This is a genomic window from Sphingobacterium paramultivorum, from assembly GCF_014109745.1.
GTDB classification, from domain to species: domain Bacteria; phylum Bacteroidota; class Bacteroidia; order Sphingobacteriales; family Sphingobacteriaceae; genus Sphingobacterium; species Sphingobacterium paramultivorum.
Genome location: NZ_CP058555.1, coordinates 2,472,376 through 2,487,209, shown reverse-complemented (window position 1 = coordinate 2,487,209; position 14,834 = coordinate 2,472,376). Strand labels below are relative to the sequence as shown.

Here is a 14,834-nt window from a genome sequence, read left to right as displayed (position 1 = left end):
AGATTAAAATCGTTATTCTAGCAGCATGCATAGCGTTTCATTAATTTCTATTGGATCTTGGGAAAACTTCCTTAACTCCACCTTTTGTTAAAATAATGGAATTGTAGCCATCTGTTTTGTCGTCAACAAACTCGATCGTTCTATCGTTGTCGTCTGCTCTGAAAAATTTTGTTTTAGACTCGGGAATGAGTTCAATATCCGCATCATTATAATAGAGTTTGCCACCAATTTTCAATATCCGTATTTTTCCATACTCACCCACATAGTTACTGTATATGGTCGTATCTATTTTGGCGCGATGATGTTTGTAGGGCATTTCTACTTCTTTACCAAAGGCAATTGCTGAAAGTCCGTAACCTATGATATGGGAGGGGGAGCCGTTGTTAGAAAGAACAGTGACAAAGAGTTTGTCGTCAGTAAATCGATTAAAAGAAGTCATTGTCCCAAAGAATCCACCGTCATGTGCAATCAAATAATGTCCGTGATTATAAAATGGATTGATGATGAATCCATAGCCCCAATTTTCGGAGTTATATGGTGTAAACATTTTTTCTTTCATCGCTGCCGATAGGATCGTTGTTCCATAGAGCGTTTTGTCCCAAATGGCTAGATCTTCCACGGTTGAATAAATACCGTCGTGGCCTAGGTTGATCTCCCAGTTGATATAGGGGTTATGGATAAAACCTTCTTCATTATGATAATATACTTTTGCTTTTTTCGTCACGATGGATTCATTGTTACTGACTCCGGTGTTGCTCATCCCAGCTTTATCAAATATGTTTTTCTTTAAAAAAGTAGCGTAATGCTCACCAGAGACCTTTTCAATAATCTTTGCTAACAAATAATAACCGATATTACTATAGGCGCTCTTTGTTCCGGGGGAGAATTCGAAAGGAATTTTCTTGATGGCGGCATAAGCGGAATCGCGATTTATACTGCTTAACGCGATTTCTTTAAAACCCATAGCAAGTCCGGAGCTGTGTGACAGCAACATGTGGATGCTGATACTATCGGCTTTTGGATAATCGGGGAAAAATTTACTGAGTTTATCATTTAGGGATAATCGCCCGTTGTCGACGAGCTGTAAAATAGCGGCTGCGGTAAATTGTTTTGTGACCGATGCCAACTGGAATTTAGTGTCTAACGTGTTTTTTATATTCCATTCATAATCTGCTAAACCGTAAGCTTTTTTTAATAAAATTGCGCCATTTTTCATGACAAGAACTGTTCCACTAAAATTATTCACATCAGCTTGTGCCTGCATGTAGGCTGCAAGTTTGGCTGATGTTTTTTCTTGGGCCACAAGAAAAACTGGACAAAGCATAAGTAGGATTAGAAGCTTCATAATGTATTGTATAAATAATTATGGAGCAATGTTACTATTTAATAACATAGTGTGATTGTATTTTTGTAAACCCGCTAAATAAAAATCCATTTTATCTGGCTCCGTTCAAGATTAGCTGTTTTGGAAAAGAAAATTTTTGGTGTAAATCCTGTTAATTTTTTAAAATCTCTAATCATGTGGGACTGATCGAAATAATCCAGGTTATAAGACAGACCTATTTTGTTTCTATCTTCGAGGTGGCTTTGAATTGCAGCTCGAAATCTGATGATTTTTTTGAATTGGGAGGGTGTTTTACAGATATGTTGATCAAATTGCTTATTTATGGTTGTTCTCGATCTTCCTGTTTTTAGCGAAAATTCTGATATCGATTGATTGAGGTTGCTTTTATCCTGCATTTCGGTAATTATGTTTTCGAGCAACACATTTTCAAATGGCCAAAATTTTGATATCCAATAGTGTTCTAATGCCTTGATTCGCTCGTCCTGGTCATCTATGGAAAGGATGGATCTCATAGCATTTTTATAATCCAGATGCGGGTTAAAATCGGGAAATGTTCCGCTGTTATAATAGCTTAAATCATTGGGTATAAAAGCATTTATCCCAAGAGGTTTGAAGTAAGTGGTAATTTCATTTATTTTCCCCTCGTAACTCACTAAAACAGGTTCATTAAAATTGCATACAAGGTTTGTTTCTATCGAATTGGATGGACAATGCTTTGTAATGACCTTATTTGGGCTTACCATAGTTTCGGTCTGCTCACTTATCGTCACAATGGTGTAAATACTCGGAAATGTAAAATATGCCGTCGCTTTTTCTTCGTCAGTTTTCTCAAGTATATAGAAGCATTCAATATATTTTTTTAGGAGTAAGCTCTCTGGTCTATATATTTTTATCGTCATCTCTTTTCTTCATATAAATAGGCGTTGTTCTTGCCTCATCCTTTTAAACTTGGAAGTATTTGATAATCGATTTAAATATAGACAACCTTTATGATAATTTCCACCAAGCTTTATTTCTTAAAACACTTATTTTTAGATTGAGGAAACGATGAATCCGATAGAAATTAATTTTTATTGTAATTTAGTAGCTAATTAACCGTTTAATTAAAAAACAAAATGAACGATTTGAACCCGGAAGAGAATTACATCGCAATAAACAAACACTCGTGGAATAACAGAACGGATACGCATTTAAAATCAGATTTTTACAATCTAACAGGATTTTTAAAAGGGGAGACTTCGCTGAATTCAATTGAGTCAGCATTATTGGGTGATATCAGCGGGAAAAAAATATTACACTTACAATGTCATTTCGGACAGGATACAATTTCTTTGAGTAGACTTGGCGCAAAAGTTACTGGTGTTGACCTATCTGACAAGGCTATAGAAAGTGCGCGCGAAATTGCGAAAGATACGCATGCTGATGTGCAGTTTATCTGTTGTGATCTATATGAGCTTGAGAATCATCTTGATGAACAATTTGATCTAGTCTTTACAAGTTACGGAACGATTACTTGGTTACCTGATTTAGATAAATGGGCGAAAATAATTTCACGTTTCTTGAAACCGAAAGGGAAGTTTATTTTTGTCGAGTTTCATCCAGTTGTTTGGATGTTCGATGACAATTTTGATAAAATTGGTTATAATTATTTTAATAATGCTCCAATTGTTGAAACAGAGCAGGGAACCTATGCCGATAAAGATGCCGCTATTTCGCAGTCCTATGTCACCTGGAATCATAGTATGAGTGAGGTCGTTGGTGCTTTACTTCATAATGGGCTGAACATTCAAGACCTGAACGAATTTGACTATTCACCTTATCCCATTTTTAAAAACATGACAGAGCTAGATCCTAAAAAATTCAGAATAGCCCATTTGGGAAATAAGATTCCGATGGTCTATGCTATTGTTGCGCGTAAAAGTGAATAAATAAAATTCTGGGAATCGACCTGGTACTTATTTCTTTTTCAAATAACGATTTATCATGGGGCTAAAATCTATTTTGGATGAAACCTGAATATGTTCTGCCAATACTGAGGCGGGAAATTCATCCAAAATTTTGAAATTAATACAGCCTTTTTGAAACTTGGCCTTTGGTATTTTTAATTTTAGTTCTTCCATTAATTCGGGGTTAGTATAGATGACCAAGGAATGGAATGAAATATAATTCTTCGCTACTGTTAACCCGTATTTAAATATGCCTTGTTCATTAAAGCTGATTGCATTAGGGTTTGACATGAATTTTCCAAAGCTTTCGGAAACGGTGTTGTCATTTTCTGATATTGCTTTCCGAAATTGACGAATTATTTGTTGCTCAGTGTCTGAAAGTGTATCAATATATTGATCTATTTCCATTAATTTTTTATTGTCCATAAAGGCTGTAGTTGTTCGCTAAAAATATTAAATTTTCTTTTATATCGATGTAGGCCGGCATAAAAAGATTAGACGGCTTATGGCTAAGGATTGCTTAAAAGAAATTATTCAGGATTTTCTCCCGGTGGAATAATTCTGTTGGCTACCCTAATAGCATGTTGTGAACATATTTTGTGTCGATTCGGATTTATTGTTGTACTATGACACTTATAGGAAGTTCCGTTTAGATTTTATATATTGCATCTATCAATTTTAAACCAACATTTAATTTCTCAACAATATAAATCTTCAGTTATGTGCAATAGTAGTCTTGAGGATCTTTTTCTTTTGGTGAAAGAGTCGAATGAAGATGCATTTGACGAACTTTATCATCGAACTTGGAAAAAATTGTTTGAAATTGCTCTCAGACGCCTACAACATGAAAACACAGCAAAAGAAGTTATTCAGGATCTTTACATTGATTTATGGGAGAAGCGGCATCGGAAAACAATTCAAGATGTCGATCATTACCTTTGCCAAGCCGTCCGTTTTAAAGTGATTGACAGATTTCGAAAGGAAAAGAGGTATTTTGAAGAATTAGAAACAATGGTTGAAGAGCTAAGCGATGGATCAACCGCCGATGGCAACTATATTCAAACTGAATTAGAATCTATGCTGCATAACTGGATTGCACGTATGCCACAAAAACGCAGAGAAATATTCTTGCTTCGCTACAATGAGGATAAAACTGTTAAGGAAATTGCGAAATTATTGGGCCTGTCGACAAAAACTGTTCAAAATCAATTGCTTAATACAACAAATACACTTAAACTTCTAATCCAAAAAATTCTTTTTATGTTTTTTTAATTTTTTTTTGGGAATTATCATTAGTCACAACGACATATAAGAAAGGAACCAATATAAACCATCTTATATGTCTGAAAGGAAACGTCATGTTCGCACAGTTTTAAAAGATCTTCTCGATCGGTATATTTCGGGAGATACCAATCCTGAAGAACGACAATTTGTTGAATACCTGTACGATGCAATGGACAGGGAGGGGGAGGTGCAAAATGATATGGACCGCATCGGAGAGGAGATTAAAGAAAAGGTTCATCATCGTATTAAAAAGCGTACTTTAAGTTTTCATATACCCAAAATAGGGTATGCTGCAGCAAGCATTATGATCCTTTTTGGGATATTTATATCCTATAGGCTCATCGATAATTCAAAAACAAGCGAAAAAGTTCTTCATGTCACTAATCATAATCCGTCGTTAATAATCGGGAAAGAAAAACGGTTTGATTTGTTAGATACCTTGCCACAAGGAGCTCATTACACAACCATCAACGATGAAAAAGTACTAGCATTAAGTACGGTTGCCAATGGGACAGATTTAGGGAAACTGCGCATAGAAAATCCTTCGAGAAATGTATTTTCTGTTTTACTGAACGATAGCACACAAGTGTGGCTTAATTACTTGGCAACAATTGAACTTGAACCTGATTTTAATAAGAATAACCGTTCTGTCCATATTACTGGGGAGGTTTATTTTGATGTTCATAAACAATATTCTGCAGGTAAAAGGATTCCGTTTTCAGTCCACTCTGCCTTGCAGACCATTGAGGTATTGGGAACAAAATTCAATGTAAATACATCGGGCAATTCCGAAGAAAATGTATTGCTTACAGAAGGGAGTATTCGTCTTACGCATAATCGCTATGGAACACAGGTGCTTATTAAGCCGGGACAGCAGGCTTTTTTGGAAAAAGATAAACCTAAAATCTTACTTATTCAATCTGAAAATATCGAAAAAGCAAATGCCTGGCGTAAAGGTTTGTTTTATTTTGATAATGAGAAGCTCGCTGAAGTTGCTCTCGAATTTGAACAATGGTACGGAATTCCAATTGTTATAGATTCAAAAATTGCAGGACTTCCCATTACAGGAATGATCAGCAGATATGAAAATATCAGCGAGGTTTTGGCGATCATTAAGATGACCAATAATATAAACTATATAGAAAGGAAAGGAACAATATATGTAACAGAAGCAAATCCATAAAAAATTAGGAATGCTGCTACATTCCTAATCGCGCCTTAACGGCTTTTGGTAATGATCAATTATTAATCAATTTTCAAATGTATAAATTACTTATGACATCCCGCAAACAAAATAAGTTTGCACGCAATTTTTTGTGCCTTTTTTTTGGCAGCCTTGTCTGGTTATTTAGTTCGGCCAAGCCAATCTTTGATGTACAGAAAAACATAACAATCGATTTTAATAATATTCCGGTTAAGCAGGTCTTTAAAGAGTTAAATAGTAAAACCGGTTTAAAATTTATTTATTCCCCAAATGACATTGACGACTCGAAGCGTATATCCATGGCATTTAGAGAGCAGCCGATAAAGACTGTTCTAGATAAGATCTTTTCAAGTTTAAAGATTTCTTACACGTTAAATGACAATACAATTATTGTGAAGCGTGGCCTTCAACAAGCTTCAATACAAGAAGGCCGCGTCATTGCAGGCCGGGTTCTTAATAAGCGACAGACGGCCCTGGCAAATGCTACTGTCACGACAGGCCTTGGCAAGAATAGCACATCGACAGATGAACAAGGCCAGTTTACACTCAAGCTAGACCCGCAGGACAGTTATTTCATGGTTAGTCTTGTCGGCTATGTAAGTCAGCGTGTACCACTCAAAACAAACGGAGAATATACGGTGATATTAGCTGATAGTATCAGCGCACTGGACGAGGTCGTTGTTGTCGGTTTCGGTACCCAAAGGCGTGCCTCTGTAGTAGGTGCGATCACGACGATAGAACCCAAACGCTTGCAAATAGGAACATCTCGTTCTATGAGTAACAATCTTGCAGGACAGCTTGCAGGTATTATTGCCGTACAGCGATCTGGAGAACCGGGGTACGATAATTCAAACTTTTGGATACGTGGTATCAGTACTTTCGGTGGAAGCAGAAGCCCATTGATTCTTGTGGACGGTGTGGAGCGGTCTTTGGATAATATGGATCCCGAAGAAATCGAGTCGTTTTCGATATTGAAGGACGCGGCAGCGAGTGCAGTTTATGGTGTAAGGGGGGCAAATGGAGTGATTTTGATCAATACAAAGAGAGGAAAAGTGGGTAAGCCCAATGTTTCTGCTCGTTTTGAGCAGGGGATCACATCACCAGTACAGCTGCCTAAATTTGTTGGTGCAGCTGATTATTTGGAGGTAATGAATAGTATTCGGGAGGAACGTGGGGAGCAAGGCTTATATTCGAAAGAGCGGATCGAAAACATCCGTAATCATACGGATCCAGACCTTTATCCTGATGTCAATTGGTTAGATGCAGTACTTCGGGACCAAGCTGGAAATTCACGGGCGAATGTTAGTGTCAATGGAGGATCTGATATTTTGCGTTATTCCTTAGTAACTTCATATTATCGGGAAGGTGGGTTGATTGAACGCGATGAAAAACAGGCTTGGAATTCATCTTCACGGTTAAACCGTTATAATGTGCGTTCCAATGTAGATATCAATGTTAGTCCAACCACTCTCTTCCGATTGAATATTGGCGGATATCTCCAGGATAGAACAAGAGCTCCCCAAAGTGTTGATGAACTATTTCAGGAGGCTTTCACTATTCCTCCCTATGTACATCCTACCATCTATTCCTCTGGTGAAATACCTAGGACACCCCAGCGGACAAACCCCTGGGCATTGGCGACTCAACGCGGATATGAACGTATTAGCGCGAGTAAAATCGAATCTTTATTTGCGGTAGAACAGGACTTATCGTTTTGGTTGAAGGGATTAAAGGCTCGGGGGCTTTTTTCCTTTGATAGATACTCTAATACGTCGGTCGTTAGGAGTAAAAGCCCCGATTACTATAATCCAGCTATCGGAAGGGACGAAAATGGGAAATTAAAGTTAGTCATTGATAGTTATGGACAGGAATTCTTAGGCTATGAAAAAAATTCAGACTGGGGCGATAAAAGCATGTATCTTGAAGGAGCTATTAATTATGTTCAATCTTTTGGTGGCCATAACGTAGAGGGAATGTTTTTATACAATCAGCGAAATTACGATAATGGAGATCTTTTGCCTTATCGGAATCAAGGAATCGCAGGTAGATTTTCATACAATTATAGCAACAGATATATTGGGGAATTTAATTTTGGTTATAATGGATCCGAAAACTTTGCTCCAGGAAAACGTTATGGGTTCTTTCCTTCCTTTGCATTAGGCTGGTATATTTCCGAAGAGCCTTTTATGGAACATCTAAAAAGTACATTTTCCAAAATCAAACTGCGCGGATCTTATGGATTGGTGGGAAATGATAAGTTAGATGGTCGTCGGTTTGCCTATATCACAACCATTAATGAGACCGGTGGATATTCATGGGGCTTAAATAACGATTTTAAACGTAGTGGTCGTATGGAAGGTGATCAAGGTAACAGTGGACTTACTTGGGAAACAGTTGCTAAATCCAATATCGGTTTCGAACTAGGCTTATGGAAAACGCTGGAATTTCAGCTTGACCTGTTTAATGAGGAGCGGAAAAATATATTTATGCAACGTCGTTCTATACCCGGTTCGAGTGGTTTTACCAATGCGCCCTGGGCAAATTTTGGACGCGTAAACAATAAAGGCATCGATATGTCGCTTGAATTGAACCGGCAATTAAATCCAAACCTATTCCTTTCTGTCCGTAGCACATTTACTTATGCCCTAAACAAGATTTTAGAACAGGACGAACCCAGCGCAGTGATCGGTACCTCAAGATCTTCTACCGGAAAGCCGATCGGCCAACTGTTTGGCTTTATTGACGAAGGCCTATTTACGGATGCAGATTTTTCAGATATTGCTAATGGTACTCTTCGATCAGATATACCAAGACATACTTTTGGCCCGGTGCGTCCTGGTGATATCAGATATCGGGATTTGAATGGTGATGGTGTGGTAGATGCCCTCGATAGGACTGCTATCGGTGGAACGGAAGATCCACAGATTGTATTTGGCTTCGGATCCAACCTAAGGTACAAAGCTGTTGATTTCGGTTTCTTTTTCCAGGGTGTCTCTCGTACCTACAGGATCATTGGTGGTTCAAATTTTATTCCCGGAAGTGCCAATGGAGCAATGGGAAATATTTTCGACAATGTTTCCGATCGATGGACCTTGGATAATCCTAGACAGGACGTTTTCTATCCACGGCTTTCTGACTATCAAAGCGCGAATAATAATTTGGCCTCCACTTGGTGGCTTAGGGACATGAGTTTTATAAGACTACGTAATATTGAAGTGGGCTATAGCTTACCATCAAAAATTCTTGATCATCTCGCTATCCGTAATTTTAGAATATTTCTGCGTGGTAATAACTTGCTGACAATGAGTGAATTTAAGCTTTGGGATCCAGAGCTTGGGGTTAATAATGGTATGCGCTATCCGATCATGAAATCTGTTTCTATGGGATTGGAATTGAATTTTAAATAGAAATAACCTATACAATGAAGACTATAAAATATAATGTTACCCGTATATTACTATTTGTAGCGCTGGGTTTTACAGCGACCTCTTGTTCGAAATATTTGGACAAGAGCCCGGATGATCAGCTTACTTTAGATATGATTTTTAAAGATAAAACCAGAACAGAGGACTGGCTGGCAGGAATATACAGCAATGTACCAGATCCATATTGGGGAAATACGCGAACACTTGGCTGGGATCCACTTTCGGATGATATGGCACCGTCTACGGGTTGGGAGCAATTTGGTTGGTCAGTTATAGGGATGCAGACCGGCAATTGGAATCCCAGTACTTCATGGGATCCTAATTATTGGGTAGAACTTCCCAAACGTATTCGTTCAGCTTATATTTTTCTAGACAATGTAAAACCAAATCCTGCGCAGTTGGTGACCGAAGAGGAAGTAAATCTCATGAAAGCTGAGGCTCGCTTTATGATCGCTTATTATTACACACTTCTGCTAGAAACCTATGGTGCTATACCGTTCCATCTTGGATTGACCGATCCGAATGCATCGGCCGAAGAATTGATGATTGGACAGACACCATTTGATCAGGTCGTGCAATGGGCAGAAAAGGAGCTATTGGATTTGTCTGCTATTTTACCCGCTAAATATAGTGCCGCTCAGAAATATGGTCGCGCGACGTCTATTATGTGCTTGGCAGTCAGAGCTCGTCTTCTACTATTTGCTGCAAGCCCATTAGTCAATGGTAACACCGCATACACCGGTTTTGTAAATAATAAGGGAGAAACCATATTCAATGGAAACTATAGTGTAGATAAATGGAAAACTGCAGCAGCGGCCTCAAAATTACTATTGGAAAAAGCAGAATCAGCTGGTCATAAATTATATATTGAGTATAATGCTGATGGGTCTATAGATCCGTTTCTCTCTTATCAAAATATGTTGTTTAGACGGCCTCAAGATGGGAATGATGAGATTCTTTTTGCTCGCCCTGATTGCAATATCTGGGAATATGATAGACACGCACAACCAAGAGGTACTGGAGGAAACGGAGGACTGGGAATTACACAATCCTTAGTGGATGCTTTTTTCATGGAGAATGGCCGGAAGATTGATGACCCGTTATCTGGATACCAGGAAAAAGGATTCTCAAAGACCGCAGAAGTGCGAAATACACGCTGGGCTGAATCTCAGGGAAATGGAAAGGTGTCTTTGGAAGGTACCTATAATATGTATACCCATCGTGAACCACGATTTTATATTTCGGTCTTGTATAATGGTGCTTGGTATAGAAGAGAAAATCGGAGAACCGAATTTTATAGTGGTAACTGGGATGGGGGACCTACACATGACGCCCCGCAAAATGGGTATCTTGTACGTAAGAAAGTCCATCCAGATCACGACCCCCGCAATGGAACAAATCCCTATAGACCGGGAATACTTTATCGGCTTGGCGAAGTGTATCTGAACTACGCCGAAGCACTAAATGAGTCCGACGCTAATCATCCTGATATATTAAAGTATGTCAATTTGATAAGGGTACGCGCAGGTGTACCACAATATGGCGCGGGAAAAGATGCTTTACCTGCACCATCTTCGCAGGAGGGGCTGCGCAAAGTAATCCGAGACGAGCGTCGGGTAGAACTAAATAACGAGGGCATCCGGTACCGTGATGTGCGACGCTGGAAAATTGGAGAAGCTGTGTTAAATGGAAATTTCTATGGAATGAATTTTTCTGGTACAGAAAAGGATGACAATGAATCTAATCCCAAAGCATTTTTCAAACGCTCAGTTTATCAAAAGCGCATATTTACAGCAAAGAATTATTGGTTCCCAATTCCACAAACGGAGATAGATAAGAATCCAAATTTGGTTCAAAATCCAGACTGGAAATAAGTATTAAAAATCAATCCAGTTTCAATACTTATTGAATATGCTGCTTAGCTTTTTGCTATGCGGCATATTCTTTTATAAAGAATATGTCGAATTTCTATTTCAGGTTCTAATTTAAAATTTTACCCCTCTTTATTTGTGATTTTACCCCTTGTGGCTGATAAGTTATTTATAATTTAATGTTATTAATCAAATTATAAAATTCGTATTCGTCGGAATTAGAATACGTCTGTAAAAATTATAACAAATTATAAAACTAAAAACAACATTATGAGAAAATTTATGATGGTGATTTCTATTGGAGTCATTGGGCTACTGAGCTGCCAAAAGTCTGTTCAACTAGATTCTCCGACATCCCTAAAAACAAAAGCGAAGGCGAATCTGGCAAGTGTGGGCATTACTTACTACATAGATCCCAGCGGAAACGATGATAGTACAGGAATGAGCACAACTACAGCATGGAGAACATTGGCCAAAATTAATGCCTCGGTTTTTGGCCCCGGCGACCGTATCTTATTCAAGAGCGGTGGCGTATGGAATGACACTTTGCATATGAAAAATTCGGGAACGGCTGAAGCGCCCATTATCATAGATAAATATGGCGGTGATGTTCGTCCGATTATCAACGGCGGTGGAAAGAGAAATGGATCAAATGCGCTATACCTTAATAAAGTATCTTATTTTGAAGTAAATAACCTCGAACTGACGAATACAATCCCAAGCGGGACAAGTTGTGCTGCCACGGGGATCCGCGTGATTGGAGGCAGTTCTGCAGGAACAGCAATCAGCAATGTCTCCATTAGAAATTGTTATGTCCATGACGTCAATGGTGCTATCGATGGACAGACCAATTATAACAAAAGCTCTGGCGGGATTATCTTAGACGGTAAAATATACGGGGCTTTGGTACAAAATTGTCATGTCGCCAACTGTTCCGTTGAAGGGATAAGGACCACTGGCGATAGGGCTATGGCAGCAAGATCAAAAGATATTATTATCGATAATAATTTGATTGAATATATCTACGGCGACGGCATCGTTATGTCTGGCGTGACGGGAGGGAGTAAAATTACACACAATACCGTCTATAAGGCATGTATGAACACAGGCTCTGAAAATTATGCGGGTATTTGGACAATTGGCAGCTTGAATACGCTGGTGGCTTATAATGAGGTTTACGGTATGACAGGCGGAGGGGCCAACGATGGAGTCGCGTTCGATGCCGATGGTTATGATACCAATTCAGTAACCGATGGAGATATCTTCGAATACAATTATTCGCATGATAATAACGGCGGATTTATGCTTTTTATGAACCAGTCTAAGAATATTAAAGTCCGCTACAACGTTTCTGTCAACGATATCGGTACAACAAGGTTAAAGAAGCTCTTTTTGATCGAAAAAACAACATACGATTCTCGTGAGATTTATAATAATGTATTCTATATCAAAAATCCAACCGCCAGCCTGTTTAACGTCATGAATGGCGTGAGTTCAGGAAAGCCTTATGCAACATTTTCAAATAATATTTTTTACACGACCTCGACCATTAGTAGTCTGTCTACTCAGGCCGATAACGGACTGAAGTTTAACAATAATTGTTTATTTCCGTCAAGTACATTTACGTCATTGAACTGGGGAACTACCGTGCGGAACAACAATTTCTATGAAGATCCGGTATTTGTCAATCCAATTGGTGGAAACGGCCTTGACGCTGCAAAAGGTTATGATGTCGGTTCCGGTTCGGCTGCCCTTAATGCTGGTGTATTTATAAGTAACAATGGAGGCGAGGATTTCGCTGGAAATGCGCTGCCATTGGGTAATCCAGACGTTGGAGCGTTTCAGCATGCTGTTGTAGCCAATGCCGGAAGTTCTCTTGCCGATGCCTATGTCCGCAACGGTACCTATGCGAGTACAAATTATGGAACTACAGCTGATCTTGTCATCAAATCCGACGCTACATCTTACGCACGTAAAGCATACGCTAAATTTGATATTGCGATGATTACTAAACCTAAAGTGAGTTCGGCAAAATTAAAAATGTATGTTGCAGGAGTGAATACAGCACCACAACGGACTATTAATATTTATACAACCTCCACGACATCTTGGTTGGAAAATAGCATTAATTGGAACAATGCACCAATGGATACTGTACTTGTCGGTAAGATTTCTGTTTCAGGGATAGGTTTACAGACCATCGACGTCACCTCGGCCATTAACAGATTGCTTACCGGTACTGATCGTAAAGTATCCTTTCTATTTTTAAATACAGCTGCGGCTTCTTCTACAAATGATATGTCTTTTAGTAGCAGGGAAGCAACCGCCAATAAGCCAACGTTGGAACTGCTTTATTAACCGGTACTTATTTCAGGGTAATTATCTTGTATTTAGAATAACTGGATTAAAAAGCCGCAAGGAATACCAATTCTTTGTGGCTTTTGACTGGGAGAGCGTAAAAATCTGAAACTAATTCCTAATAGAAAGTTGTCGCTCGTGCGTCATACTATAGCCAGTTTTTAAAGTTAAATGGACATACGGTGCTCACAAAAATTATTATTTCGTAAATTCATACTATGAAGTATCCGATACACTATTTGGATAGCTTCCTCATACTAATAAAAGGAATGCATGAAAAGCACGAAACGAAGTAAAGGTTTTCTCTTCAAACAATATGAAGAGCCGTTTCAAACGCCTTTTGATAAATTATTTGACATTTTCAAAGAACTGATTACCCATACCTCTGGTGATTTTGATGAAGCCATTGACTGGCTTAGGCAATTGGATAAAGAGTTCAAACTGACGACTCCAGCCTATACGATAGATGATTTCATTGCGGATCTGAAAGATAAAGGTTATATCAGAGAAAAAGTGGAGTTTGGTGGTGAAGGCGGCGTAGATATTACCTCAAAGCTGGAGAAAGCCTTGCGTCAGCATGCCTTGGACCAGATTTTTGGGAAAATGAGGAAAGGGAAATCAGGCAATCATAAAACCAATCACCAGGGACGGAGTGACGAAAATATGGGCGATTTCAGAAACTATCAGTACGGAGATGGCTTGGAGAAAATAGTTTTGACAGAGAGCTTGAAAAACGCGCAGATCAATCATGGGATAGGCGAGTTTGCCTTATCAGAAAATGATCTCGTCATAGAAGATACACAGTTTAAGTCGCAGATGAGTACAGTGTTGATGATCGATATCAGCCACAGTATGATTTTATACGGCGAGGATCGGATCACTCCTGCAAAAAAAGTAGCGATGGCTTTATCAGAACTTATTTTGACCCGATATCCGAAAGACTCACTTGACGTCATTGTTTTCGGAAACGATGCATGGCCTATCGCAATAAAAGACTTGCCTTATTTGCAAGTTGGACCATTTCATACCAATACGGTCGCAGGCTTAAAGCTAGCGATGGACTTGCTAAGGCGAAAACGGCATGCGAATAAGCAAATATTTATGATAACCGATGGAAAACCGAGCTGTTTAAATATGCCGGACGGTACTTATTATAAAAATCCTATGGGTTTGGATCCTTTTATCACTAGCAAGTGCTATAGTATGGCTGCTCAAGCCCGAAAGCTGGGAATACCAATTACAACCTTTATGATTGCTTCGGATCCTTATCTACAGCAATTTGTCGATGAGTTTACAGCTTCAAATCAAGGGAAGGCTTATTACACAGGACTTGGGGATCTAGGTGAAATGATTTTTGAGGATTACGAAGAAAATCGAAAAAAAAGAATACGATAAGAATAT

The 14,834-nt window shown here is 38.8% G+C and carries 10 protein-coding genes; 7 read left to right on the top strand and 3 right to left on the bottom strand.

Going from position 1 to position 14,834, the window contains the following annotated elements:
• Positions 1 to 40: 40 nt before the first annotated feature.
• Complete coding sequence (locus tag HS960_RS10825; RefSeq protein ID WP_182332615.1) at positions 41 to 1,345, bottom strand: serine hydrolase domain-containing protein; 1,305 nt, start codon at positions 1,343 to 1,345, stop codon at positions 41 to 43.
• 74 nt (positions 1,346 to 1,419) lie between these two features.
• Positions 1,420 to 2,244, bottom strand: a complete 825-nt coding sequence (locus HS960_RS10820; RefSeq protein ID WP_182332613.1) for a helix-turn-helix domain-containing protein — start codon at positions 2,242 to 2,244, stop codon at positions 1,420 to 1,422.
• Positions 2,245 to 2,460: 216 nt separating this feature from the next.
• Between HS960_RS10820 and HS960_RS10815 the strand changes: the two genes are divergently transcribed.
• Positions 2,461 to 3,273: a class I SAM-dependent methyltransferase gene (locus tag HS960_RS10815; protein ID WP_228280278.1), complete on the top strand. Its 813-nt coding sequence runs from the start codon at positions 2,461 to 2,463 to the stop codon at positions 3,271 to 3,273.
• 27 nt (positions 3,274 to 3,300) lie between these two features.
• Here HS960_RS10815 and HS960_RS10810 read toward each other — a convergent pair whose 3' ends face one another.
• The gene (locus HS960_RS10810; protein WP_182332610.1) at positions 3,301 to 3,717 is read right to left on the bottom strand and encodes a DUF1801 domain-containing protein; all 417 of its coding nucleotides are present in this window, start codon (positions 3,715 to 3,717) and stop codon (positions 3,301 to 3,303) included.
• 294 nt (positions 3,718 to 4,011) lie between these two features.
• On the opposite strand from HS960_RS10810, the gene HS960_RS10805 reads away from it, so the two are divergent.
• The 6 genes from HS960_RS10805 (at position 4,012) to HS960_RS10780 (ending at position 14,828) form a co-directional block, all read left to right on the top strand.
• Positions 4,012 to 4,563 (top strand): RNA polymerase sigma factor, encoded by a 552-nt coding sequence (locus HS960_RS10805; RefSeq protein ID WP_182332608.1) that lies wholly within the window; start codon positions 4,012 to 4,014, stop codon positions 4,561 to 4,563.
• A 67-nt stretch (positions 4,564 to 4,630) separates the two neighbouring features.
• Positions 4,631 to 5,758 carry a FecR family protein gene (locus HS960_RS10800; protein WP_153845465.1) on the top strand — a complete coding sequence of 376 codons (1,128 nt, stop codon included), beginning with the start codon at positions 4,631 to 4,633 and terminating at the stop codon, positions 5,756 to 5,758.
• A 77-nt stretch (positions 5,759 to 5,835) separates the two neighbouring features.
• Positions 5,836 to 9,186, top strand: a complete 3,351-nt coding sequence (locus HS960_RS10795; protein ID WP_202883787.1) for a SusC/RagA family TonB-linked outer membrane protein — start codon at positions 5,836 to 5,838, stop codon at positions 9,184 to 9,186.
• Positions 9,187 to 9,200: 14 nt separating this feature from the next.
• Positions 9,201 to 11,078 (top strand): RagB/SusD family nutrient uptake outer membrane protein, encoded by a 1,878-nt coding sequence (locus HS960_RS10790; RefSeq protein WP_182332606.1) that lies wholly within the window; start codon positions 9,201 to 9,203, stop codon positions 11,076 to 11,078.
• Between the two features lie 267 nt (positions 11,079 to 11,345).
• Complete coding sequence (locus HS960_RS10785; RefSeq protein ID WP_182332604.1) at positions 11,346 to 13,433, top strand: CBM96 family carbohydrate-binding protein; 2,088 nt, start codon at positions 11,346 to 11,348, stop codon at positions 13,431 to 13,433.
• Between the two features lie 273 nt (positions 13,434 to 13,706).
• A complete protein-coding gene (locus HS960_RS10780) occupies positions 13,707 to 14,828 on the top strand; it encodes a vWA domain-containing protein (RefSeq protein ID WP_182332602.1) in 1,122 nt (373 codons plus the stop codon).
• The last annotated feature ends 6 nt before the right edge of the window (positions 14,829 to 14,834 follow it).